28 protein-coding genes are annotated in these 21,777 nt (G+C 69.0%); 12 read left to right on the plus strand and 16 right to left on the minus strand.

What is annotated here, in order from left to right; genetic code table 11:
* Positions 1-58: 58 nt before the first annotated feature.
* Together hemN and M9M90_RS07895 are read left to right on the plus strand one after the other, a co-directional pair.
* Positions 59-1,444 carry an oxygen-independent coproporphyrinogen III oxidase gene (gene hemN / locus M9M90_RS07890; protein ID WP_254836613.1) on the plus strand — a complete coding sequence of 462 codons (1,386 nt, stop codon included), beginning with the start codon at positions 59-61 and terminating at the stop codon, positions 1,442-1,444.
* The gene (locus tag M9M90_RS07895; RefSeq protein ID WP_254836614.1) at positions 1,444-2,028 is read left to right on the plus strand and encodes an NAD(P)H-dependent oxidoreductase; all 585 of its coding nucleotides are present in this window, start codon (positions 1,444-1,446) and stop codon (positions 2,026-2,028) included. The genes hemN and M9M90_RS07895 overlap by 1 nt, the downstream gene beginning before the upstream one ends.
* On the opposite strand, the gene M9M90_RS07900 is transcribed toward M9M90_RS07895, so the two are convergent.
* The 10 genes from M9M90_RS07900 to M9M90_RS07945 all read right to left on the minus strand — a co-directional run bounded on the left by M9M90_RS07900 (position 2,025) and on the right by M9M90_RS07945 (position 11,509).
* Entirely contained in the window at positions 2,025-2,402 is a 378-nt protein-coding gene (locus M9M90_RS07900) for a response regulator transcription factor (protein WP_254836615.1), read from the minus strand. The genes M9M90_RS07895 and M9M90_RS07900 overlap by 4 nt on opposite strands.
* A gap of 69 nt (positions 2,403-2,471) precedes the next feature.
* Complete coding sequence (gene fixJ / locus M9M90_RS07905) at positions 2,472-3,080, minus strand: response regulator FixJ (RefSeq protein WP_254837092.1); 609 nt, start codon at positions 3,078-3,080, stop codon at positions 2,472-2,474.
* A complete protein-coding gene (locus M9M90_RS07910) occupies positions 3,073-4,491 on the minus strand; it encodes a PAS domain S-box protein (RefSeq protein ID WP_371876910.1) in 1,419 nt (472 codons plus the stop codon). The genes fixJ and M9M90_RS07910 overlap by 8 nt, the downstream gene beginning before the upstream one ends.
* Before the next feature lie 169 nt (positions 4,492-4,660).
* The gene (locus M9M90_RS07915; protein WP_254836617.1) at positions 4,661-5,056 is read right to left on the minus strand and encodes a response regulator transcription factor; all 396 of its coding nucleotides are present in this window, start codon (positions 5,054-5,056) and stop codon (positions 4,661-4,663) included.
* Complete coding sequence (locus tag M9M90_RS07920; RefSeq protein ID WP_254836618.1) at positions 5,053-5,742, minus strand: alternative oxidase; 690 nt, start codon at positions 5,740-5,742, stop codon at positions 5,053-5,055. Before M9M90_RS07920 ends, M9M90_RS07915 begins: the two co-directional genes overlap by 4 nt.
* Positions 5,743-5,852: 110 nt before the next feature.
* Positions 5,853-8,534, minus strand: coding sequence for a bifunctional acetate--CoA ligase family protein/GNAT family N-acetyltransferase (locus tag M9M90_RS07925; protein WP_254836619.1), 2,682 nt, complete (start codon positions 8,532-8,534; stop codon positions 5,853-5,855).
* A 20-nt stretch (positions 8,535-8,554) separates the two neighbouring features.
* Entirely contained in the window at positions 8,555-9,379 is an 825-nt protein-coding gene (locus M9M90_RS07930; RefSeq protein ID WP_254836620.1) for a universal stress protein, read from the minus strand.
* Positions 9,380-9,429: 50 nt separating this feature from the next.
* Positions 9,430-10,080: a BON domain-containing protein gene (locus M9M90_RS07935; protein ID WP_254836621.1), complete on the minus strand. Its 651-nt coding sequence runs from the start codon at positions 10,078-10,080 to the stop codon at positions 9,430-9,432.
* Between the two features lie 68 nt (positions 10,081-10,148).
* Positions 10,149-10,811 carry a helix-turn-helix domain-containing protein gene (locus M9M90_RS07940; protein WP_254836622.1) on the minus strand — a complete coding sequence of 221 codons (663 nt, stop codon included), beginning with the start codon at positions 10,809-10,811 and terminating at the stop codon, positions 10,149-10,151.
* 86 nt (positions 10,812-10,897) lie between these two features.
* Positions 10,898-11,509 carry an NAD(P)H-dependent oxidoreductase gene (locus tag M9M90_RS07945; RefSeq protein ID WP_254836623.1) on the minus strand — a complete coding sequence of 204 codons (612 nt, stop codon included), beginning with the start codon at positions 11,507-11,509 and terminating at the stop codon, positions 10,898-10,900.
* Between the two features lie 121 nt (positions 11,510-11,630).
* Here M9M90_RS07945 and M9M90_RS07950 point away from each other — a divergent pair, with 121 nt between their 5' ends.
* The 6 genes from M9M90_RS07950 to M9M90_RS07975 are packed head-to-tail and all read left to right on the plus strand — an operon-like array spanning position 11,631 to position 17,094.
* Positions 11,631-12,071, plus strand: a complete 441-nt coding sequence (locus tag M9M90_RS07950) for a host attachment protein (RefSeq protein ID WP_254836624.1) — start codon at positions 11,631-11,633, stop codon at positions 12,069-12,071.
* On the plus strand, positions 12,068-13,603 hold the full coding sequence (locus tag M9M90_RS07955; protein ID WP_254836625.1) for a thymidine phosphorylase family protein: 1,536 nt from the start codon (positions 12,068-12,070) through the stop codon (positions 13,601-13,603). Before M9M90_RS07950 ends, M9M90_RS07955 begins: the two co-directional genes overlap by 4 nt.
* Complete coding sequence (gene prs, locus M9M90_RS07960; protein ID WP_254836626.1) at positions 13,600-14,484, plus strand: ribose-phosphate diphosphokinase; 885 nt, start codon at positions 13,600-13,602, stop codon at positions 14,482-14,484. Before M9M90_RS07955 ends, prs begins: the two co-directional genes overlap by 4 nt.
* The gene (locus M9M90_RS07965; protein WP_254836627.1) at positions 14,481-16,109 is read left to right on the plus strand and encodes an MBL fold metallo-hydrolase; all 1,629 of its coding nucleotides are present in this window, start codon (positions 14,481-14,483) and stop codon (positions 16,107-16,109) included. The genes prs and M9M90_RS07965 overlap by 4 nt, the downstream gene beginning before the upstream one ends.
* 27 nt (positions 16,110-16,136) lie before the next feature.
* Positions 16,137-16,442 carry a hypothetical protein gene (locus tag M9M90_RS07970; protein WP_254836628.1) on the plus strand — a complete coding sequence of 102 codons (306 nt, stop codon included), beginning with the start codon at positions 16,137-16,139 and terminating at the stop codon, positions 16,440-16,442.
* Between the two features lie 49 nt (positions 16,443-16,491).
* Positions 16,492-17,094 (plus strand): LysE family translocator, encoded by a 603-nt coding sequence (locus tag M9M90_RS07975; protein ID WP_256549242.1) that lies wholly within the window; start codon positions 16,492-16,494, stop codon positions 17,092-17,094.
* A gap of 6 nt (positions 17,095-17,100) precedes the next feature.
* On the opposite strand, the gene M9M90_RS07980 is transcribed toward M9M90_RS07975, so the two are convergent.
* From M9M90_RS07980 to M9M90_RS07990, 3 genes are read right to left on the minus strand one after another with little or no spacing between them, the layout of a single operon-like run.
* A complete protein-coding gene (locus tag M9M90_RS07980; RefSeq protein WP_254836630.1) occupies positions 17,101-17,385 on the minus strand; it encodes a hypothetical protein in 285 nt (94 codons plus the stop codon).
* Complete coding sequence (locus M9M90_RS07985) at positions 17,385-17,570, minus strand: DUF2933 domain-containing protein (RefSeq protein ID WP_254836631.1); 186 nt, start codon at positions 17,568-17,570, stop codon at positions 17,385-17,387. Before M9M90_RS07985 ends, M9M90_RS07980 begins: the two co-directional genes overlap by 1 nt.
* A 56-nt stretch (positions 17,571-17,626) precedes the next feature.
* Complete coding sequence (locus M9M90_RS07990) at positions 17,627-17,911, minus strand: hypothetical protein (protein WP_254836632.1); 285 nt, start codon at positions 17,909-17,911, stop codon at positions 17,627-17,629.
* 222 nt (positions 17,912-18,133) lie between these two features.
* Between M9M90_RS07990 and M9M90_RS07995 the strand changes: the two genes are divergently transcribed.
* The 4 genes from M9M90_RS07995 to M9M90_RS08010 all read left to right on the plus strand — a co-directional run bounded on the left by M9M90_RS07995 (position 18,134) and on the right by M9M90_RS08010 (position 20,816).
* Positions 18,134-18,466: a hypothetical protein gene (locus M9M90_RS07995; RefSeq protein WP_254836633.1), complete on the plus strand. Its 333-nt coding sequence runs from the start codon at positions 18,134-18,136 to the stop codon at positions 18,464-18,466.
* Positions 18,467-18,799: 333 nt separating this feature from the next.
* Positions 18,800-19,633, plus strand: coding sequence for a universal stress protein (locus tag M9M90_RS08000; RefSeq protein WP_254836634.1), 834 nt, complete (start codon positions 18,800-18,802; stop codon positions 19,631-19,633).
* 8 nt (positions 19,634-19,641) lie between these two features.
* A complete protein-coding gene (locus M9M90_RS08005; protein WP_254836635.1) occupies positions 19,642-20,442 on the plus strand; it encodes an LOG family protein in 801 nt (266 codons plus the stop codon).
* Positions 20,439-20,816 (plus strand): Rap1a/Tai family immunity protein, encoded by a 378-nt coding sequence (locus tag M9M90_RS08010; RefSeq protein ID WP_254836636.1) that lies wholly within the window; start codon positions 20,439-20,441, stop codon positions 20,814-20,816. The genes M9M90_RS08005 and M9M90_RS08010 overlap by 4 nt, the downstream gene beginning before the upstream one ends.
* Positions 20,817-20,825: 9 nt before the next feature.
* Here the strand turns inward: M9M90_RS08010 and M9M90_RS08015 are convergent, their stop codons facing one another.
* Genes M9M90_RS08015 through M9M90_RS08025 form a run of 3 tightly spaced genes read right to left on the minus strand, consistent with a single transcriptional unit; the run spans position 20,826 to position 21,744 of the window.
* Entirely contained in the window at positions 20,826-21,104 is a 279-nt protein-coding gene (locus tag M9M90_RS08015) for a DUF5985 family protein (RefSeq protein WP_254836637.1), read from the minus strand.
* A complete protein-coding gene (locus M9M90_RS08020) occupies positions 21,104-21,373 on the minus strand; it encodes a DUF5985 family protein (RefSeq protein ID WP_254836638.1) in 270 nt (89 codons plus the stop codon). The genes M9M90_RS08015 and M9M90_RS08020 overlap by 1 nt, the downstream gene beginning before the upstream one ends.
* A complete protein-coding gene (locus M9M90_RS08025) occupies positions 21,370-21,744 on the minus strand; it encodes a hypothetical protein (RefSeq protein WP_254836639.1) in 375 nt (124 codons plus the stop codon). The genes M9M90_RS08020 and M9M90_RS08025 overlap by 4 nt, the downstream gene beginning before the upstream one ends.
* Positions 21,745-21,777: the final 33 nt, after the last annotated feature.

A 21,777-nucleotide genomic window follows, 5' to 3' on the forward strand; every position in this document is an offset into this window, starting at 1 on the left:
ATATCACGGCGCGAAACAGGCATTCCGGTAAGTTGGCGGCCTGTTACAGGAGCGACCCTTGACCACCGTCCAGTCAACCTATTCGCCCGCGCCCGCCCTGGCCGACCTGGTGGCCAAGTACGACGGCCGCGCCCCGCGCTACACCAGCTACCCGACCGCGGTTCAGTTCACGCCATCCGTCGACGCCGCCGAATATCGGGCTTGGCTGCGCGACCTGCCGACCGCCGATCCGGTCTCGATCTACATCCACATCCCGTTCTGCTCGCGCCTGTGCTGGTACTGCGGCTGCAACACCCGCGCGGTGCGCCGCCACGGTCCGGTGGCCGACTATGTGGGTTATCTGATGGACGAGCTGGCCCTGCTGGAGTCGGCGCTGCCCAGTCGGCTCGACGCCGGCGCCATCCACCTCGGCGGCGGCACCCCCAACATGCTGACGGTCGACGAGTTGGACGTGCTGTTCGCCGGCCTTGGGCGGGTGTTCCGCTTTCAGCCGGGGCTCGAGGTCGCCGCCGAAATCGATCCGCCGGGCCTGACGCGCGAATGGGTGCAGGCAGCGGCCGGTCACGGCCTGAATCGGGCGAGTCTCGGCGTGCAGAATCTGTCGCCACGGGTGCAGGAAGCCGTGAACCGCCAGGGAAGCGTCGAGGAAGTGGCGCGCTGCATGGGCTGGCTGCGCGAGGCTGGCGTCGCGTCGATCAATCTCGACCTCATGTACGGCCTGCCGCATCAGACGGTGGCCAACACCCTCTCGACGCTCGACGAGGTGCTGCCCCTGCGCCCTGAGCGGCTGGCCCTGTTCGGCTATGCCCACGTGCCCTGGATGAAGTCCCATCAGCAGCTCATCCATGAGGCGGCGCTGCCCGGTCCCGCCGAGCGGCTCGACCAGAGCGAGGCCGCCGCCGAGCGGCTCGTGGCGGAAGGCTATGTCCGGATCGGCCTCGACCACTTCGCCCTGCCGAGCGACGAGTTGGCCCGGGCCCAGGTCGAAGGCCGCCTGCACCGTAACTTCCAGGGCTACACCGCCGACGCGGCCGGGACACTGCTGGGCCTCGGAGCCTCGGCGATCGGCAGCCTGCCGCAAGGGTTCGTCCAGAACGTCACGCCGGAGCTCGGCTGGCGCGAGCTGGTCGCCAAGGGCGAGCTGCCGGTTGCGCGCGGCGTAGCCGTGACCCGAGAGGACCGTTTCCGCGGCGAGATCATCGAACGGCTGATGTGCGATCTCCAGGTCGATCTCTTCGACATCTGCGAGCGGCACAACCGGGAGCTCGGCGAACTGAGTCGCGAACTCGCACGGCTGCGGCCCTTCGAACACGACGGGCTCGTCATCTGCGACGGCGGCCGGGTGCGCGTCACCGAGACGGGCCGCCTGGTGGTCCGCACGATCTGCGCAGTCTTCGACCGCTACTTCGCGGCGGCGGAGGGGCGGCATTCGAGGGCGCTGTAGTGGCCGGGAAGAACATCCTCGTTCTCAACGGACATCCCGACCCGCGCGGCGAGCGGCTTTGTGCTGCGCTCGCCAACGCCTATGTCCGCGGCGCGAGCAGCGCGGGCCACCGGATCCGGCGCATCGACGTCGGGGCGCTGGATTTTCCCCTGGTGCGTACGAAGGACGAGTTCATGTCCGAGGCCGCTCATCCGGCCATGCGCGAGGCGCAGGAAGCACTTCGCTGGGCGGACCACCTGGTGATCCTGCATCCGCTGTGGCTGGGTGGCGCACCCGCGCTCCTCAAGGGTTTCCTGGAGCAGGTGTTCCGCTACGGCGTGGCCCTGAGTCCGCCAGGGACGCCGCCGACCGGACTGCTCAAGGGCAAGTCCGCGCGCGTGGTGGTGACCATGGGCATGCCGGCGATGATCTTCCGAGTGGTTTTCGGGGCGCACGGTTTGAAAAGCCTCACGAAGGGCATCCTATGGATGTCCGGCTTCAAGCCGATCCGGCACGACCTCATCGGCGGCGTTGAGGATGCCGGCCCGCGAACTCGGCGGCGCTGGCTGGCGACCATGGAGCGGCGCGGCGCGGCGGGAACCTAGCGGGCCAAGGCCTCGCGGATGCCGCTCACCAAGCCATCGCCCAGCAGCGGCTTCTCGATGAGACTCGCACCTGCCGCGCGAATCCTCGCGCGCACATTCAGGGAGGGGGTGCTGGTGATGATCAGCGCCGGGAGGTCCACCTGCCGTTGCCGAAGCTGGACCAGGGCGTCCAGGCCGGTGATGCCGGGAAGATTGTAGTCGAGCACCATGCAGGCCGGACCGGCCGGAAGGTCCCTCAGCAGCAGGGCCTCGCCGCTCTCACAGGTCAGGACGTCGAAGCCCTCGATCTCAAGATTGAACTTCAAGGCCGCGCACAGGGCCACGTCGTCATCGACCAGCAGAATCGTCGGTTTGGGATGGAGCGGGTTCAACATGGCCCGTCGGCGGAAATGGCGGTTGGGGGTTCAGATTACCCGCTCCGCCGCTCGCCGCTTTGACGGACCTCAAAGGCCGCCGGCCAGCAGGGCCAGGCGAACCAGTTCCGAGAGGCTGCCCGCCGAGGTCTTGGTCATGACGTTGGCGCGATAGACTTCGACGGTTCGAGCGCTGATGCCGAGCTCGAAGGCGATCACCTTGTTCTGCTTGCCGGCGAGCACGCCTTTCAGAACCTCGGTCTCGCGTGGGGAGAGCGCGGCCAGCATGGCTTCGAACTTTCGCCGTTCCTCGCTCGCCTGTGTCGCCTGACCGCCGATCGCCAGCGCCGCCCGGATTGAGCCGAGCAGGGCCTCGTCGTCGAAGGGTTTCTCCAGGAAGTCCACGACCCCTGCCTTCATCGCCTCGACGGCGAGCGGAACATCGCCGTGGCCGGTGATCACGATGATCGGATGTCTCGCGCCGCGTTCCTTCAGCCGGCGGACGAGCTCGAGGCCGTTCATGTCGGGCATGCGGATGTCGGTGACCACGCAGCCGGGAGCCGCGTCCGCCAACTGCTCGAGGAAGGTCACCGCCGACTCATAGGTCCGGGAGACCATTCCGGCTGTCGTAAGCAGGAAGGACAGCGAGTCACGCACCGCCTCGTCGTCGTCGATCAGATGCACCACGGCTTCAGTCACCGTCGACAAGCTCCCCTTCCGTCACGGCGCGCAGCGTGAATCGGAACACCGATCCGGCCTCGGGGCCGGGCTCGACCCAGATTCGGCCCCCATGCGCTTCGATGATTGTACGCGAAATCGACAGCCCGACCCCCATGCCCTGCGCCTTGGTGGTGAAGAAGGGCTGGAAGAGCTGTTCGGCGACCTCGGGGCTGATGCCGGATCCGGAATCGGCGACCGCGATCTCGACCAAGCCATCCTTGGCCGGAAGAGCGGAGACCGTGAGGTCCCGCCGTGGCGCATCTTCCATGGCGTCGATGGCGTTGCGCATCAGGTTCAGCACGACCTGCTGGACCTGAACCTTGTCGGCCAGGACCAGCTCTACATGCGGATGGATGCGGTACTGAAGCCGAACGCCGCGCTCCTTGGCCCCGATCATGGCCAGGGCGCCGGCCTCCTCGAGCAGCTTGGGCAGGCTCTCGATGCGCGGTTCCGCCTCGCCCTTGGAGACGAAGTCCCGGAGGCGTCGGATGATCTGGCCGGCTCGCAAGGTCTGGTCGCCGGCGCTGGCCAGCGCGTCGCGGATCATGGTGCGATTGGGATTCTCCGCCTCCAGCAGGCGCACCGAACCCTTCACATAGTTGGCGATGGCCGACAGCGGCTGGTTGAGCTCGTGCGCCAGGGCTGAGGCCATCTCGCCCATGGCGGTGAGGCGCGAGACATGGACGAGTTCCGACTGCACGTCCTGCAGCCGCCGTTCCGTCGCCTGCCGTTCGCTGAGATCACGGACAAACCCGGTGAAGAACCGGGGCGTCGTGGCCATCTCACCCACGGAGAGCTCCATGGGAAAGGTCGATCCGTCGCGCCGCTCGCCCACCACCACGCGGCCGATGCCGATGATCCGGCGCTCGCCGGTCTTGAGATACCGGGCGATGTAGCCATCGTGGCCGTCGCGATAGGGCGACGGCATCAGCATTGAGACATTCCGCCCGATCGCCTCGCCGGGCGTCCAGCCGAACAGCCGCTCGGCCGTGGCGCTGAAGGACTGCATGATCCCGTGCTCGTCGATGACCACCATGGCGTCGGGCACCGTGGCGAGGATCGAGCGCAGGTGCGCCTCGCGGTCCTCGAGATGGGCCAGGGCTTCAGCGTTCTCGCGCCGGCCGCGATGGTAGCGCCAGCCGCCAAAACCGATAGCCACCCCGATCACCAGGAATAGGGTGGCGTTGGTGAAGCTGGCGGCGTCTTCCAGGATATCGCCCCAGCGAAACAGCAGCATTCCGCCAAGGGCGACCCCGGTCGCGACCAGGGCCGGCCCCCCGCCGCCCAGCGCGGCGCTGACGATCACGGACGGCACAAAGATCAGGAAGACGGCCTGGTCCCCGAAAATCGGCTCCAGGGCCAGGCGCAGGGCCAGGGACGCGAGGCTCACGGCGACCGCCAAGGCATATCCCCCCCACGGCGGCGCGTTGCGCTGGGCGGCGGAGTTTGCGGCTTTGGCGGGACCCTTCATGGCCTCAACTGGTAGGCGCCAAGACCGGCCGCGGCAAGGTGCATCGGTACGCGTCGATCGAACGAACTCCGCGAGGCTCAGGCCCCGGTCATCGTCGAGCCGCCACGAGGTTGAGAACGGAGCGCAACAGCGCGTCGGAGATCAACGGCTTTTCGACGATCTCGACGTCGGCCGCCTCGGCCCTGCGGCGCAGGGAGGCCGCAGGGTGGGTCGTGATCAGGAGCGCCGGTGTCGTGACTTCTCCACGGCGGAGGACAGCCAGGAGGTCGAGGCCGGTCATACCCGGGAGATTCTGGTCGAGCACCAGGCATCCGACCCCGGTCACGTCGGCGCGCTCGAGCAGGTCCTCAGCACTGGCGAAGGTCTCCACCGACAGGCCGTCAAGCTGAAGCGCGAACTGCAGGGCCGCGCGAAGCGCTGCATCGTCATCGACCAGCAGAACCCGGGGCAGGTCGCCCCGGGACGCTACGTGCGCCGGGGTCAAGCCGCGACCTTCCAGGCGGGATCCGGCGACTGATGGGCCGGGCTGGGCGCGGTCGCGGTTTGCGGCAACCCCGCGAGCTCGTTGGCGTAGCCGTGGTTCACATCCCGGTGGTGGGCTTCGTCGGCGCGGACCACCAGGACCACGTCACGCAGGGTGGCGGTGTCGGGAAGGTTCCAGTAGCGCAGGGCGATGGCGGGAGCGGGGACGTTTTCCGAACGTCCCTCGTCGATCTCGGCGAGATAGTGGGTGTAGCTGATCACCGCCTCCTCCTCGAAGTAGCCGACGACGCGGTGGGCAGTCTTGGGCGACACGATGTAGAGGGCGAAGAAGAACAGGTAGAAGACCCACTGGGCGGCCACGACCACGAAGCGCTCGAACGCGGTCGGCTTACACACCTCGATGAAGGTCATCAGGTGCATGCGTTCGTTTTCGGCCTCGTCCATCAGCGTCTTGATCCAGCCATGGTCGTCCACCATTCGGCGCAGGCACTTCAGATGGGTGAGCGTCGCTCCGACCATGCCGGGAACCGCGGCCACGGTCTCCAGAACCACGGCGCGGTGGCCGTAGCGTTTGGCGAAGAACGTGTCGGCGCAGAACCGGAGCAGCTTCACGAAACCGTAGGCGACACGGTCGGAGACCCCCGCCGGCGCGTGATGGATCGAGGTGTCTACAAGGGGCGTGCTCATGCTGTTCCTAGGCCTTTGCGCCGAACTAATGACGTATCTGATGGCGGGGAGGTACCGCCACGGGACGTCAGGCGAAACTCGGGAGCGGCCCCTAGGTAAAATCCCGGAGGTCAGGATTGCGCGGGAACCGGCGCCGGCGCGCCGAGCGTCTTCACCACCCGAACGCGGCTGAAATCCCCGTCGGCGGCGCGACGCTCGAAGCCGAACGCGGTGGCCATGGCCAGCATGCGGGCGTTGTCGCGATCGACGTCGCCCCATATTTCCCGGAGCCCTCGCGCCTCCGCATGCTCCAGTAGGGCGTCGAGCAGCAGGCGGCCCAGGCCATGGTCCTGGCGGTCGCTGCGCACCATGAGCGCGAACTCCGCCGTCTCGCCCTCGGGATCGCCCACCAGGCGAGCGACACCGAGGATCAGGCCGTCGGGCGCCTCGGCCACCAGAGCCATCTCCCGGTCATAGTCGATCTGCGAGAGCCGCTCAGGCCAGCCGTGGGGCAGGGTCCGGAGACCGGAGCGGAAGCGCAGCCGGACATCCTCCGGCGCGCTCATCGCCACCATCTGCGCCAGGCCCGGTCCGTCCTGGGGTCGCACCGGTCTCACGATGAGGACCTCGCCGCCCACGGTCAGTTCGCGGCGTAGGTGGTCGGGGTAGGGAAGGATCGCGGTCCGCGCCGGCTTGGCGCCGACCGGCCGCAGTCCCACGCGCGCGTCCAACGCCAGCACCCCTTCGGCGTCGGCGAGCAGGGGGTTGATGTCGAGCTCGGCGATCTCCGGCAGATCGACCACCAGCCGCGATAGCCGCGCCAGCACGTCGGCGATGGCGTCCAGGTTCGCGGGCGCGCGATCGCGATAGCCCGCCAGCAGGCGTGAAATCCGCGTGCGCGCGATCATGTCCTTGGCCAGAACCTCGTCGAGCGGCGGCAGGCCGATTATGCGGTCGGCGACCACCTCCACGGCGATCCCGCCCGCACCGAAGACGATGACCGGCCCGAAGGCGGCGTCCTGGGCCACGCCGGCGAGCAGCTCGAGCGCCTTCGGACGGTGCGCCATGGGCTCGACGACGAAGCCTTGGATGCGCGCCTCGGGTCGGGCCGCCGCGACCCGCGCCAGCATCGCCCGGGCCTCGGCCTCCGTCGCGGCCGGACCTTTAAGGCCGAGGGCGACGCCGCCCACATCGGACTTGTGGCTGATGTCGGGGGACAGAATCTTCAGGGCCACGGGCCCGGCGATGGTCGCCGCGGCGGCGGCGGCGGCGGTGGGGTCCTCGGCCTGCACGCTCTGCAGGACCGGTACGCCGTACGCTTGCAGGATCGCTCGGGCCTCGGGGTCGGTGAGTGCGGTGCGGCCCTCGGCGCGGGCCTGGTCGATGACCGCGCGGGCCGCCGACTGGTCGCACGCCGGCCCCGCCGGCCCCGCCGGCGCGGCCGGCGTGCGCAACAGGGCCTGCTGGTTCTTGCGATGCTCCACCAGCTGCATGAAGGTGCGCACGGCCTCGTCGGGCGTTTCGTGGGCTGGCACGCCGGCTGCGGAGAGCCGTCGGCGGCCTTCCGCCACGGCCGTCTGGCCCAGCCAGGCGCTGAGTACAGGCCGATGCGAGCGGTCGGCGCCCAGGGTCTCGATTACTGCGTCGGCGGCCTCGGTGCTGTCGCCCACGGCGGTGGGACAGTTCATCACCAGGATGGCGTCGGCGGTGGGTTCGGCCAACAAGGCCTCAAGCGCGCGGCCATAGGCCGACGCTCGCGCGTCGCCGAGGATGTCCACCGGGTTGGCGTGCGACCAGTTGGCCGGCGCGGCGGCGTTCAGCGCTTCGAGGGTGGCGGGCGACAGCTCGGCCAGCCGGCCGCCGCGGGCCTCCAGCGCGTCGGCGGCCATGACGCCCGCGCCGCCGCCATTGGTCAGGATCGCGAGCCGGTCCCCCGTCACCTTCAAGCCCGCGCCCAGGGCCGCGACCGCGTCGAAGAGTTCGCGCAGGTCGTCGACGCGAAGCATCCCCGCTCGCCGGAAGGCCGCGTCGTAGACCAGGTCCGATCCCGCCAGCGCGCCGGTATGCGAGAACGCCGCCTTGGCGCCCGAAGCGCTGCGGCCGGCCTTGACGACCACCACCGGCTTGGCGCGGGCGGCGATGCGGCCCGCGGTCATGAACTTCCGGGCGTCGGCCAGGCTCTCGACGTAGAGCAGGATCGCCTTGGTGTCGGGATCGAGCGCGAGATAGTCGAGGAGATCGCCGACATCGACGTCGGCGGCGTCGCCGATGCTCAGGATGTGGGAAAAGCCGATTCCGCGGCCGTGGGCCCAGTCGAGGGCGGCGGCGGCCACCGCGCCGGACTGCGAGATCAAGGCCAGTCCGCCGGCGGCCGGGGTCAGGTGGGCGAAGCTCGCATTGATCCCGACCATCGGCGAGATGAAGCCGAGGCAGTTGGGCCCCACGATCCGCAGGAGATGCGGCCGGGCGGCGTCCAGCATGGCTTGGCGAAGGGAGGCGTCGAGGCCAGCGCTGATCACCACCGCGGCCCGGCACCCGCGCGCGCCAAGTTCGGCGATCAGGCCGGGAACCGTGGGCGCCGGGGTGGCGATGACCGCCAGATCCGGCGTCAGCGGCAGCTCGGCGACGGACCGATAGGCGACGGCCGAGCGGATCGCGGAGGCGTTCAGGGCGACCGGCAGCACCGGCCCGGCGAAGCCGCTTTCCAACAGGTTCCGCGACAGCACCTGGCCCACAGAGCCTGGCGAATTGCTGGCTCCGATCAGAGCGATGACCCCAGGATGGAACAGGGCGTCGAGGTTTCGGGTAGTCATTGCGCCGGCCCGAGGACGGACTAGTGGCTCAGGAGCACGAACCGCTCCGGGGCGTGGATCAGGCCGCGGCTCACACCGCCCAACACCCACTCGCGCATCCGACTGTGGCCGTAGCAACCGGCTACGATAAGGTCGGCCGCCATCGCCTGGGCCTGGATGTTTATCGCGGCGCACGCGCGGTCGTCGGCCTCGACCTCGATCTTGGCGCTGGCCTCCACGCCATGGCGCTTGAGGTGGGCCACCACTTCGGAGGTGTGCATTTCCGCGGCTTCGACCCGGTCCTCCGCGCAGACTTCCATGACCACGACGGCCTCGGCGCGCTTCAGGAACGGCAGGGCGTCAGCGAGCGCGCGCCGCGCTTCGCGGGTGTCCTTCCAGGCCACGAGGATGCGGTCGCCGCGGAAGGTCCGGAGAGTTGGGGGCGCCACGAGGACGGGGCGGCCGGCGCGGATGGCGAGTTCCGCGGTATCGGCCTGTCGCCAGTAGTCGGCGCCCGTCAGGGGCGCGCCGCCCGCCACGATCAGGTCCGCGCCCCGCGCGGTGTCGCACAGGGCCTCCGTCGGCGGCTGATAGAGAGTGCGCCAGTCGGTCCGCAGACTTCCGGCATGCTGGTGAAAGGTCTGTTCGGCTGCCTTCAGATTGTCTTCGAGTTGCTGGCGCAACACGCCCAGCCATTCCATGGCCAGAATGCCGAAGGGGTCTGCAACGGCGGTCGATTGTATGAGTTCGGCGCCCACCCCCATCAGCAGGGCGTCGAAGCGTTCGGCGATGGCGGCCGCGCAGGCCAGGCGCGGCGAGGCCGCGGCATCGGGCTCGGCATGGACGAGTATGCTCGTAAAGGTCACGGATGCCTCCCTGGAGGACCGGCCCGCATCGCGGGCGGCCGGGTCGCGCCTCAGGCGCCGATCTCGATGTGGTCGTCGACGGCGGTGACGCCGGGCGCGGCCAGGACGGCGGCCCTGGCGATGTCACGCTGATAGGCGGCGCGGACGGCGCCCTCAAGGCGGACCTTTCCGTCCTGAACCAGGACCACGATCTTGCCGGCGTCGAGGTGAGCTTGCCGTTCCAGCGCCTCTTCGATGCGATGCTTCAGGTCCGGCGCCAACCCGCGGGGTCTGACGGTCACGTGGTTGGTCAGCCGCACGACGCCGCGCAGGCCCAACAGGCACTCCTCGGCGGCCTTGCGCTGGTATTCGTAGTCCACCTCGCCGGCGAGGATGATGTGGCCCTCATCGACGCGGATCTGTACGGCATTCTTCGGGACCGAAACGTTCCAGTCGAGGGTTCGGAGCGCGCAGGCGGCGACCTCGTCGTCGGGCGCGCCGGCCCCCTCGGCGGGGCGAACCTCGAGATCCTGGGCCAGGCCGCGGAAGCCCTTGACGCGCTTAACCGCCCGCTCGGCGACGATGCGCTGAACATAGTCGGGGACATGCCCGGTCAGGGTGACGATGCCGTCCTTGACGGTCACGCCCACGCGGCTGGCGTCGATGGCCGGATCCCACTCGAGCTCGCGCTCGACGCGTTCCTTGAGCTTGCGGTCTTCCATGGTCTTCGCCTTCTTCGTCGGTCCGCAACCTGCGGGCAGCCCATGCTTCTCCGCCGCCGGCAGGTCGGTCAACCCGCAGCCATCGCGTGCAGGGCTTCGGCGTCGCAGATCCGGAACAGTCGGCTGCCCTTGAATTCCACGACCTTGGCGGCCTGGAGCTGGGTGATCATCCGCGAGACGGTCTCAATGGTAAGGCCGAGATAGTCGGCTGTGTCCTGCCTGCCCATGGCGAGTTCCACGTGGCCGCCCCGGCGGCGATTGGCCAGGCCCAACAGGAAACTCGCGACCCGCTCGCAGGCGGTCTTTCGCACCAGCAGCGTCAGATGCTGGCGGGCGCTTTCCAGGTCGCGAACGGTCGCTTCCCAGATAAGGCGCTTCAGCTCGTCCTCTCCACCGGCGGCGCGTAGGGCCTGGCGGTTGGCCACCAGGATCGTGCAGTCGCTGAGCGCCTCGGCGGCCATGGCGTGTTCGCCGGCGGTCTCCAGGCCGAAAAGGTCGCCTGCATAGTAGAAGTCGCCGATCGGCCGGCGTCCGTCGGCCATGAACCGCGACGTGCGCACCGTTCCGCTGATCACGCGGTAGATCAGGTCGGCGTTCTCGCCTTGACCGTAAATCTCCTCATCCTTGGCGAAGGTCATCCGCACGCCGATGCGCGACATCAGGTCGTCCGGACCGGCCTCGGCGGCGACGGGGTTGGCGCGGGTGTCATCGAAGGATTGGATGTAGGTCATGGCGAGCCTCCTGTTGACCTATGGCTAGGCCTCAGGCGGGCGGCTCGAAATTCGGGAACGCTCCCTAAGCAGCGCCCCCTAAGTAGTCATACGGAGGCCGTGGCGCCGACTTGCGGGAACGCACGGCCGACGGCGGCCCGCACCTGTTCGAGCATGTCTTCGACCGACTCAGGGGTGATGTCGGGGATGACGCCTCCCAGATGGAGGTGATCGACAACCTGCAGGCCGCATACCGCCGCCAGGTGGCGATCGAACACGGTCATCAGGTTGCTCAGGGCTCCGGTCTGCTGCACCCAACGGTCCGGCGCGCCGGAGGAACTGAAGCTGATCAGCTTGCGGCCGGTCAGCATGGGCTCCGTCCCGCCGAAGCTGGGTCGATAGCCGAATCCGGTGCTGAATATCCGGTCCACATAGCCCTTCAGGATCGCGGGCGGCGCATTGAACCACCACGGATAGAAGAAGGCGAAGACATCGATGTCGGCCAACGCCAAGCGTTCGGCCGCGGCGTCCGGCGCGATTTGATAGCCTTCTCCGGTGGGGATCTCCTCCCGTTTCAGACAGGGGTCGAAGTCCATGGCGTAGAGGTCGCGCTCGACCGCCTCATCGCCCTGGCTCGCGATCGCGGCGCTGTAGGCTCGCGCGACGCTGTGGGTGAAGCTCTTCGGATTTGGGTGGGCGATGATGACAGCGTGCCTCATGGTCCGGTCTCCTGCGTTCGAGCGCCTTGATAGGAGCCCAAATCATCGCGCCTGGGATTGATCGTCGTCACAGCGTGCCTGACGGTGGGTCTTCATCGTCGCCTCAAGTATGGAGGTTCCCATGATGGAAGAGGTCACCACCTGGGTTGTCGCTGCCGACGGACGCCAAGCGCGGGTGTTCGAGGAGCGGATGCACGGCGGGCCGCTGCATCCCTTGCCGCAATATTCCATCGACGCCGAGAGCCAGGACCGCCCGGACGCTCACGCCCATAGGGCCACGGTGCGTGATCGCGCGGGCTTCGGCGGCGGGGACAAGCCACTGACTCAAATCCAGGAACGCCGGTTCCTGACGCGCGTCGCCCAGGTTCTCGACGCCGCGGCCGAGGCGGGACGGTTCGAGCGCCTTGTGCTGCTGGCGCCTGCCCGCGCGCTGGGGGTGCTGCGCGCTGAGCTCGATCCCAAGACCGCGCGTCGCATCGAGGTCGACGCCCCGCGCGACAAGTCGAGTCTCGCCGAGGAAGTGCTGCGCGACGCGCTGCAAGCGGCGCGGATCGCCCATTGACTCGCGCTGAGCCGTCGCCAGGGGCCGAGGGGCCGACCCAGACCGGGCTGCGAGTGCGCCCGCTGCCCCTCGACACGGTACGCGAGAATGTCGTGGTGCTGGCGCGCGGCTGCACGGCCGTGCGGCCGGAACGCCTCGCCGGGGTGCGAAAGGTCGAGATTGCGCTTGATGGCCGTCGGCTGCTGGCCACCTGCATGATCTGCGAGGACGGGGGTCTGGTCGGGCGCGACGAGGTCGGCCTGCCCCAGCCGCTGCTGCGCCGGTTGGGCGCCGCGGCCGGAGCCTTGGTCCAGGTCACCCCAGCGCCGCCGTCGCGCACCCTGGGCGCGGTGGCCGCGAAGGTGGCGGGCGATGTGCTTACGGACGCGCAATACCGGGCCATCGCGCGGGACCTTGCCGACCACCGCTGGTCCGACATCGAGGTGGCCGCCTTCCTGATCAGCTGCGCCAGCTTCATGACCGCCGACGAGGTCCTCTCGCTGACGGAGGCCATGGTCCTGGCGGGCCGTCGGCTGACCTGGAGTCGCCCGACCATCGTCGACAAGCATTGCATCGGGGGAATTCCGGGAAACCGCACCTCGCTGATCGTGGCGCCGATCGTGGCGGCGCACGGACTGTGGATGCCCAAGACATCTTCCCGCGCCATCACCTCCCCGGCCGGGACGGCCGACACCATGGAGGTCCTCGCCCGGGTCGATCTGGACGAGGGCGAGATGCGCGAGGTCGTGGAGCGTTGCGGCGCCTGCGTCGTCTGGGGCGGGCGGGTGAACCTTTCGCCGGCCGACGACGTGCTGATCGCGGTGGAACGGTCGCTGTCCATCGACACGCCCGAACAGATCGTCGCGTCGATCCTCTCCAAGAAGCTCGCCGCCGGCGCGACGCACCTGGTCCTCGATGTTCCGGTCGGGCCGACCGCCAAGATCCGCGACCGGCGCGCGGCCCTGCGCCTGAAGAAGCTCTTCGAGCACGTCGCGGGCCGCCTCGGCCTCGGGATCGAGGTATTGCTGACCGATACGGTCCAACCGATCGGGTTCGGGGTCGGGCCGGCCCTGGAGGCGCGAGACGTTCGCGCGGTCCTGGAGGGCAGGGCCGAGGCCCCGGCCGACCTGGCCGAGAAGGCGGTCATGCTGGCCGGGCGCGTGCTCGAGGCCGATCCGGCGCTGCAGGGCGGTCAGGGCGAACGCCGCGCGCGCGAGCTGCTCGCGTCAGGCGCCGCCGCGCGCAAGATGGATGAGATCATGGCCGCCCAGGGCCGCTCGCCCAAGAGCGCCGGGATCGGGGCCATGACTCACGTGGTCTGCGCCACCCAGGCCGGTCGCATCAATGAGATCGACTGCCTGCGGATCGCCTCGATCGCCCGGCTGGCCGGCGCCCCAACCGACACTGGCGCGGGGGTGGACCTGCTGCAAAAAGCCGGGGCGAAGGTGTCTCGCGGCGAGCCGCTCTTTCGCATCCACGGTTCGGAGCGTTCCGACTTTTCCTTCGCCTGCGAGGCCGCCGCCGAGGACGACGGCTACCGGATCGTTCCATGAGCGCTGTGGTTCAGGCCTTCGCCGCCGATCAGGCCGGCGCGGCGCGGCTCGCCGACGCCCTGGGGCTGGGGCTGGAGACCGTAAGGCTGCACGTCTTCCCCGATCGCGAGGTCCTCCCCACCGTCACGCCCTTCGCCGGCGTCGTGATCGCCTATTGCCCGCTCAACCAGCCCAACGCCAAGCTCATGAGCCTTATGCTCGCCTGCGACGCCTGGCGGCGCGGCGGCGCCACCCGGCTGATCCTGGTCGCGCCCTACATGTGCTACCTGCGCCAGGACACGGTCTTCGCCCCTGGCCAGGCCTTGAGCCGCGATGTGATCGGCCGCCTGCTGGGCGAGCGGTTCGACCGGATCGTCACGGTCGAGCCTCACCTGCATCGGACCTCCGACCTCGGGGCGGTGTTCGCGCCGGCCCAGGTCACGGCGCTGTCGGCCGCCGAACCCCTGGCCCGCGCGATCGGCGCCGACCCGCCGCCCGTGGTGATCGGGCCCGACGGCGAGTCCGAGCCCTGGGCGCGGGCGATCGGCGAGGCCCTGGGCGCGCCACACATGACTCTGCGCAAGACCCGCCACGGCGATCACCGGGTGGATCTATGCTTGGACGGCGGTGCTGATCTGAAAGGCCGCCGCGCGGTCATCATCGACGACATCTGTTCGAGCGGCGGGACCCTGGAGGCCGCCGTCCGCCTGGCTCTGGCCCAGGGCGCAGAACGGGTGGAGGTCGCCGTCGTCCACGCGCTCTTCGACTGGGCGACGGCGCGACGCCTCGCCGAGGCCGGCGCCAGCCGTATAATCTCGACCGACAGCTGTCCCCATCCCAGCAACGCCGTGGCGCTGGCGCCCATCCTGGCGGCCGCGCTCACCGAGGAGATATCCACATGAGCCTGAAACTCACCTTCCACGGCGCGGCGGGATGTGTGACCGGCTTTTGCGCCCGTCTCGAGACCGGGCGCGCCACCCTGCTTATCGACTGCGGCATGTTCCAGGGGTCGAAGACCCTCAAGGCGCTCAACTACGAGCCATTTCCCTTCGAAGCGTCGAAGATCGACGCCGTCCTGCTGACCCACGCCCATATCGATCACTCGGGCCTGCTGCCCAAGCTGATGAAGGCGGGGTTCGAGGGGCCGATCTTCGCCACGGCGGCGACCCGCGACCTGTGCGGCGTGATGTTGCCCGACGCGGGCAGCATTCAGGAAAGCGAGGTCCGCCAGCTCAACCGCCGCAACCAGCGACGCGGTCGCGACCAGGTCGAGCCGATCTACACCGTGCGCGACGCCGTGCGGACGACCGAACTGTTCGAGCGGGTGAAGCTTGGCGAAAGCGTCGTCGTGGCGCCCGGCGTGACCGCGACCTATTGGGAGGCGGGCCACATCCTGGGCGCGGCCTCCATCGAGGTGTGCGTCGAGACCGAGGAAGGTCCCGTCTCCATCCTGTTCTCCGGCGATATCGGCCCCGGCGGCCGGGACTATTCAGCCGACCCGGAAGGGCCGGCCGGGGTCGATCACCTGGTTCTGGAGTCGACCTACGGCGACCGGCCCCGCCTGCTCGTTGATCCAGCCACGCGCCGCAAGATGCTGGCGCAGGAACTCAACGACGCTCACGAGGCGGGCGGCCCGCTGCTGATTCCGGCCTTTGCCGTGGAACGCTCCCAGGAACTGCTGGCCGATATCCTGGCGATCATGGCCGACGGCCATGCGCCGGAGGCCGACATCTTCCTGGACTCCCCGCTCGCCATCGAAGCCACCGAGGTCTTCCGTCGCCGTGGCTGGAATCGTGCGACCGACGTCAACCCGTTCCAGGGCCTCTACGCCAACGACCGGCTGAAGTTCCTGCGCGAGCCCTGGGAGAGCGACCGCCTCGAACGCCTCAAGGGCTGGCACATCATCCTGGCGGCCAGCGGCATGTGTGACGCCGGCCGCGTCCGCAAGCACCTGAAACGACTCCTGTGGCAGCGCCAGGCCACGGTGCTGCTGTCCGGCTATCAGGCCGTCGGCACCCTCGGCCGAATCCTGGAAGAGGGCGCCGAACGGGTGCGTATCCAGGGCGAGGATGTCCGTGTCCGCGCGCGAATCCGATCCCTGGACGTCTATTCCGGCCATGCCGACGCCGATGGGCTCGTCGCCTGGGCTCAGGCTCGGGCGCCGGTGGGCGGCACCGTGTTCCTGGCTCACGGCGAACCGCCTGCGCTCGAGGGCCTGAGAGGCCGGCTGGCGGCCGCAGGCTTCGCCGAGGACCGGCTGGCGATCCCGTCGCTGGACGAGCGCTTCGTGATCCTCAAGGGCCAGGCCGCCGCCGACGCCCAAGGCAAGCCGCGGCTCGCGGCCGCCGCCGTCTCGCGTCCGGACTGGCACAACCAGCGCGCCGCCTTCCTGCTCGACCTGGACGGGCGCATCGAACTCGCCGGGTCGGACGAGGCCCGCAGCGCCATGATCCGCCGCCTGCGCGCGGCCCTGGAGGAGCCCGTTGACAGAGGTCAAGGCGCCGATGCGCCGGCTTCGGTCACTTGAGGGCGCACAGCAGCAAGGAGCCGCGCCATGAGCAAGTCCGTCGCCAAGAGGATCGCCAACGAGCTGGATGACGCCCTCGACGACATCGGTCACGAGCTGAAGAAGGCCGGCGAGGCCATCAGCGATGAGGCGCGGGACAATTTCACCCGCGTGGCCACCAAGCTGCAGCGCGCGTCCCGTGACTTTACGGTGGAGGCCCGCCGGCAGTCGCGTGAGCTGACCGACCAGGCCGTGACCCAGGCCAGGGAGCACCCGGCGACCGCCCTCGCCATCGCCGCCGCCGCGATCGCCTTGATCGGACTGGTGTTCTGGCGCGCCCAGCCGTCCGACTGAGGCTCTCCTGGACGCGCTCCTCGAGTCCGGCCGCATCGTTCCATTTCTCGTGGCGGTCGGCCTCGTCGAGCTGACGCCTGGGCCGAACATGGCCTATCTCGGCCTGGTGGCCGCTCGGCACGGTCGCGTCGCCGGCCTGGCCACTGTGGCCGGAGTGACCCTGGGCTTGGCCCTGTACCTGCTCGCCACCGTCGCCGGCCTGGCCGGGATCGCCGCGCAGGCGCCGTGGCTGTTCCAAGCCCTTCGCGTGGCCGGAATCGGCTATCTGCTATGGCTCGCGCTCGACGCCTGGCGCGGCTCGCCGGAGGTCGCGCCCACCCCAGCCGACGAGCGGTCGCCCTATGGCCGGTTCGCCGCCCGCGGCTTCCTCGCCAATTTGCTCAATCCCAAGGCCGCGGTTTTCTATCTCGCCCTGTTGCCAGGTTTCACGACGCCGGACGCCGGTGAGACGACGCCCCAGGTCCTGGTCCTCGGCGCTGTCCATCTGGGCGTGAGCCTGGTGGTCCACCTCGGCATCGTCGCCCTGGCGGGGTCGGCCGCCCTGAACTTGCCCAGGGGCGGCGCCTATGAGCGGGCGATGAGGGGGGTGTTCGCCGGCGGCCTGGTCGGCGTCGCGGCCTGGCTCGGCTGGACGACCCGGGTCGGGATTTGATGGGCGCTAGTCGTGAACCGGGTAGGGGACGAGCGGGCTGTCGGCCGCCGCCGGCGGCTCGGGCTCCGGCTCTGGGGGACATGAGACTTCGGTGGCCGAGAAGCTCGGCAGGCGTCCCGAGAACAGCTCGAAGACCGCCGACAAGGCGGCGCCGAAGAATGCCGCGACCTCGAAAACCGGACGCAGCTTGCGGCAGATCCGAACGTGCAGGCGACGGAGCTTGGAGCGGACCGTCCTGGCGGGACGGGTTGGGGCTCGTATCGCCAGCGGCGCGGTTTGCTTCACGTACATCAGGAATCTCCTCCTCGGCGATGTCCGCCGTGGAACAAATGGAGCAACGGGCACACCGCCAGGATCAGGTAGGGCAGGTAGCCAGCGGCGTGCCCGCGATGCTCGCGGACCAGATAGAACATCAGGATGAGCGCGGCTGAACCGGCGGCGAGAAGGGCGGGACGCTTCCAGTCGTACTTGGTCATTGGCGAGATCCGTCCAGGCTATGGACCGAGGGTCGCTCGGCTTGTTTCGTTCGCGGTCAGCGCCGATCGAAGCGGCCCAGCAGGTTGTAGGACGCCGAGATGAGCGCCCCGGCGAGCGCGCCGAACACGGGCGACCACAGAAGGCCATCCAGGAGTGCGGCCGTCGAGGTGATCGGCTGTCTCGTGAACAGCGCGACGAACATGTGCGATGGGCTTTCGACGAAACCTGCTCCAGCCCAGCAGAGGGCGAACAGGACCGTCAGGCCCAGGGCGGCGGACGCCGCGCATCGGATGACGCTCAGCGGCCTCGTGGAATGGTTGGGCGGAGACGTGGCGGTCATCGTGTGACCCTCGGCGACAGCTGGCGAAAGCGCCGGCCCAACGAAACCTTATCGCGCCGCGCGCCGCCGGCTTTGACCGGTATCAAGAGCCTTGCCCCAGGCGAGATTGGCCCGGCCTGGTCCTCGAGACCTTGCGATTCCCGCTTGGAAGGCTTGACGTATCGCAAGGCCAAAAGCGCGGAACGCGCCATAATGAGAGAACTCGCACATAGGAGATTTCCGATGCGTGCCCTTCTCATATCTGTCGCCAGCCTCGCGGCGTTCGCCGCCGGGCCGACCCTGGCCCAACAGGACCACGCGGGTCATCATCCCGCCCCCGTTGGAACGCCGCCGGCGGCCTCGACTTCCGCCGCCGACGCGCAGGTCACCCACGAAAAATGCAAGGCCGTGATGGGCGCCAAGATGGCGGCGAAGCAGCCGCATGATCACGGTCGCGACAAGACCGGCGCGCCGACTTGGCCGCAGGGAAAGAAGCACTCGCCCGAGGAGATGGAGCAGCTCCACAAGCAGTGCGAAGCGATGATGTCCAAGGACGCGGCGTCGGCCCCCAAATAGGCGTTGTCCGTCGATCGAATGGAGAGCGTCCAGGCGTCGTCGGTGAGGGTCCTCGATCTCCGACGGGCCCAGCCTCTCCTCGCGGCCGAAGCCTGGCGTCTCGTCAGCGCGCGCCGACAGGCTTAGCGAGGTGGGCCGGGCGGGCCGCGGCCCCGACGCCAGGCCAGCGTCGGGCCGGCCAGGACCAAGGCCGCCGTGACGGCCCAGGCCTGGAAGGGCTTGACCATTGAAGGCTCCTCGAAACGCAAGCATAGCTTGGCGGTCGCCCGTTGAGGACGGTCAAAGCGGGCCTGCCGCCAGGGCCCCATCGTCGCGCTGCAAGGAGATGGTTCAATGACCTATCGCGACATTCTGGTTGAGGTGGCCGCCGATCCCGCCGCTCAAGGCCGCTGCGACCAGGCCACGCGCTTGGCCAAGCGCTTCGGCGCCCATCTCACCGGGGTCTTTCTCGAGCCCGCCTTCACGTTGCCCAGCACCGCGGCTGGAGGAGCGTGGATCCCGCCGGCCTTGCTGACCTCGGCGCTCGAGGCGCACGAGGCGGCGGTCAACCGCGCCGAACAGCAGGCCCGGGCCTGGCTTGCCGCCGCCACCCAGGGGGCCGAGGTCGGCTGCGATTGGCTCAGGCTGAAGCAGGACTTGCCCCGGCGATTCATCGACCACGCGCGCGGCGCGGACCTGGTCGTCGTCGCGCCAGGGGAAACGCCTTCGCGGGGCGAGTTCCATGTCTCGCCGACGGAGCTGGCGTTCGCCTGCGGGGGCCCCGTGCTGGTGCTGCCCGACGCACCGGAGCCGGTCAGCGTCGGCCGCCGCGTCCTGGTCGCCTGGAACGGCAGCCGTGAGGCCGCCCGCGCCCTGCGCGACGCCTGGCCGCTGATCTCAGCCGCCGACCATGTGGCCGTGGCCATGGTGTCGCCGCGGCTCGACCGGGCGGACATCTCGGCCATGCAACAGCGCTTCGAACGGCGCGGCTGTAAGGTCGAGGTCTTCGTGGAGACATCGCCGGAGGCCTCGGTCAGCGACACGCTGCGCGGCCAGGTCGACGACTGGAAAGCCGACCTGCTGGTCATGGGAATCTATGGCCGCACGCGGCTGGCCGAGCGGATCCTCGGCGGCGTCAGCCGCGACTTCATGAACAATCCGCCGACCGCCCTGCTGGTCTCCCACTAGGCGATCCGATGCCAGCGGACGAACAAGCCCACACACCGACAACCGAGCCGCAGGGCAATGGGGCGCAACGCGCCTCGCCCTCCTATACCCTGGCGGCGCTGGACCAGGACTTCCTGCTGGGCGGCTCCATGCGCGGGGTGCGGTTCCTGCTCGAGTTCGCCAAGGCCGACGAGGCCCTTCGCGCCTGGGGCGTGAGATCCACGATCGTCGTCTTCGGCAGCGCGCGCATCAGCGACACGGGAAGCCCCGACCAGCGCCGGTGGTACCAGCAGGCCAGGCGGTTCGGCCGGCTGGCGTCGGAAGAGGGCGGGGCGTTGCGGCCCGAGGGCGGCCAGCGCGACAACGTCATCGCCACCGGCGGCGGCCCCGGCGCCATGGAGGCGGCCAATCGCGGCGCGAACGACGCCGGGGCTCCGTCCATCGGCTTCAACATCTCCCTGCCACGGGAGCAGGGCCCAAACCCCTACAGCACGCCGGATCTGACCTTCCGCTTTCACTACTTCGCCATGCGCAAGATGCACCTGGCGATGCGCGCCAACGCGCTGGTGGTGTTCCCGGGCGGCTTTGGGACGCTGGATGAACTCTTCGAAATCCTGACCCTGCGCCAGACTGGAAAGAGTCCGCCCATTCCCGTGGTCCTGGTCGATAGGGCCTATTGGACTTCAGTGATCAACCTTGAGGCCTTGCTGGCCCACGGCATGATCGACGCGCGCGACCTCGACCTCTTCCATTTCGCCGAGACGGCCGAGGAAATCTGGGCGCGCCTGTTGGCGGAGGGCGTACGGCCAGGCGAAAGGGTGACCGGGTGATCTGGCTTGTCCTGCTCGCCACCGGCGTCGTCGTCGGCTCGCCCGCCGCCGAACTGCGCGGCTTCCTCGACGGCCAGCAACTCCACGAGCACTGTCGGCCAAGCCCGGCGGACGAATTGGCGGACCTGCGCTCGGCGCTCTGCCTGGGCTATGTCGTCGGATCGGCCGACCAAATCCTGGCGGATGAGGCCGAAACGCCGCCACAGCTCAAGAGTTTCTGTCCGCCGCGGACGGTGATCGCCGAGGATCTGCGCGGCGCCGCGGTCGATTTCCTCGATCGCCACCCCGAGGCCCAAGGCGCCGCGGCCGCGACCGTGGTCGCCGCGGCGCTTTCCGCGCGCTACCCGTGCGGCGCCGATGAGGGGATTGATTGAGAGGCGCCTCTAGTCCTTCGTCGAGCCCAGGTTCTTCCGGAGCACGGCGCCGATAATGAGGATGAAGGCGGCGAGTCTAAGAAGATAGATGCCGCTCTGCTCCTCTCTCGGGATTCCAAGCACCACTGGGAGCGATTGATTGATCGCCATCAGCGCGAAGGCTCCGGCGAAAGCCAGGAACAGCCCGTCGCGCGAGCGCGCCCAGAAGCGCAGGAAGAACGCGGCGGCGACGATATAGCCTGCGGCGATGGCTCCGCTGATGAAGCTCAGATGGATGGGCGCGTCCATCACTCGCTCTCCGAGATGAAGCCGTAGAGGAGAACGGCGATTGCGGCCGCCGCGGTTCCATGGCGCCACAGGCGCAGATCCGCTGCGTTGAAGACGACCATGTCGAGAACCAGGAACAGGTTGTTCATCGCCAGCAAGCCGAAGGAGATGGCGGTCCACAGCAAGAGCCGCGAGCGACTGATGCGATAGGTTCGGATCAGGAGGGCTGCGCAGACCACGCTCGTCGCGAGACAAAGGACATAGACGATGGCAGGGGCGAATAGGCTCATTTGCCGGGCTTCTTCAGCTTGAAGGCGTCCGCCAGGATCTGGAGTTTGTCGGGTGGAGAGGCGATCAAAGTGGTCATCGTCACAGGACGAAGCTTGTACTCCGCATCGAGCCGGTCGCAGAGGCGGTGGAGGACCGGCGAGGCGGGGGTGTAGCGATAGTCGCCTGCTTCATCGACCACGGTGATTCCGGCTTGCTCCAGTCTTCGCAAGCCACTCGCCACCAGAGCGGTGCTGCCGCGCAGTTCGGCGACGAGCGCGCCTGGCGACCAACCCTGGCAAGGATTGCGCTTGAGCAGGAGGAGGAGTTCGAGCGTCCAGACCGAGGCGATGTGCGCGCGGATGAATGCGATCAACTCCTCATCATCCGCCATTGTCCGAGGGCTCCCATCGCAGCAGCGCGCACG

Origin of the sequence: Phenylobacterium sp. LH3H17 (assembly GCF_024298925.1) — a bacterium.
GTDB lineage: Bacteria > Pseudomonadota > Alphaproteobacteria > Caulobacterales > Caulobacteraceae > Phenylobacterium.

What these genes read in the sequence shown, in the direction of transcription:
- M9M90_RS07900 (WP_254836615.1), bottom strand. Translation starts at nt 2,402, where the DNA reads ATGTTGAACCCGCTCCATCCCAAACCGACGATTCTGCTGGTCGATGAC.
- M9M90_RS07920 (WP_254836618.1), bottom strand. Translation starts at nt 5,742, where the DNA reads ATGAGCACGCCCCTTGTAGACACCTCGATCCATCACGCGCCGGCGGGG.
- M9M90_RS07925 (WP_254836619.1), bottom strand. Translation starts at nt 8,534, where the DNA reads ATGACTACCCGAAACCTCGACGCCCTGTTCCATCCTGGGGTCATCGCT.
- M9M90_RS07935 (WP_254836621.1), bottom strand. Translation starts at nt 10,080, where the DNA reads ATGGAAGACCGCAAGCTCAAGGAACGCGTCGAGCGCGAGCTCGAGTGG.
- M9M90_RS07940 (WP_254836622.1), bottom strand. Translation starts at nt 10,811, where the DNA reads ATGACCTACATCCAATCCTTCGATGACACCCGCGCCAACCCCGTCGCC.
- M9M90_RS07945 (WP_254836623.1), bottom strand. Translation starts at nt 11,509, where the DNA reads ATGAGGCACGCTGTCATCATCGCCCACCCAAATCCGAAGAGCTTCACC.
- M9M90_RS07950 (WP_254836624.1), top strand. Translation starts at nt 11,631, where the DNA reads ATGATGGAAGAGGTCACCACCTGGGTTGTCGCTGCCGACGGACGCCAA.
- prs (WP_254836626.1), top strand. Translation starts at nt 13,600, where the DNA reads ATGAGCGCTGTGGTTCAGGCCTTCGCCGCCGATCAGGCCGGCGCGGCG.
- M9M90_RS07965 (WP_254836627.1), top strand. Translation starts at nt 14,481, where the DNA reads ATGAGCCTGAAACTCACCTTCCACGGCGCGGCGGGATGTGTGACCGGC.
- M9M90_RS07970 (WP_254836628.1), top strand. Translation starts at nt 16,137, where the DNA reads ATGAGCAAGTCCGTCGCCAAGAGGATCGCCAACGAGCTGGATGACGCC.
- M9M90_RS07980 (WP_254836630.1), bottom strand. Translation starts at nt 17,385, where the DNA reads ATGTACGTGAAGCAAACCGCGCCGCTGGCGATACGAGCCCCAACCCGT.
- M9M90_RS07985 (WP_254836631.1), bottom strand. Translation starts at nt 17,570, where the DNA reads ATGACCAAGTACGACTGGAAGCGTCCCGCCCTTCTCGCCGCCGGTTCA.
- M9M90_RS07990 (WP_254836632.1), bottom strand. Translation starts at nt 17,911, where the DNA reads ATGACCGCCACGTCTCCGCCCAACCATTCCACGAGGCCGCTGAGCGTC.
- M9M90_RS07995 (WP_254836633.1), top strand. Translation starts at nt 18,134, where the DNA reads ATGCGTGCCCTTCTCATATCTGTCGCCAGCCTCGCGGCGTTCGCCGCC.
- M9M90_RS08000 (WP_254836634.1), top strand. Translation starts at nt 18,800, where the DNA reads ATGACCTATCGCGACATTCTGGTTGAGGTGGCCGCCGATCCCGCCGCT.
- M9M90_RS08005 (WP_254836635.1), top strand. Translation starts at nt 19,642, where the DNA reads ATGCCAGCGGACGAACAAGCCCACACACCGACAACCGAGCCGCAGGGC.
- M9M90_RS08015 (WP_254836637.1), bottom strand. Translation starts at nt 21,104, where the DNA reads ATGGACGCGCCCATCCATCTGAGCTTCATCAGCGGAGCCATCGCCGCA.
- M9M90_RS08020 (WP_254836638.1), bottom strand. Translation starts at nt 21,373, where the DNA reads ATGAGCCTATTCGCCCCTGCCATCGTCTATGTCCTTTGTCTCGCGACG.
- M9M90_RS08025 (WP_254836639.1), bottom strand. Translation starts at nt 21,744, where the DNA reads ATGGCGGATGATGAGGAGTTGATCGCATTCATCCGCGCGCACATCGCC.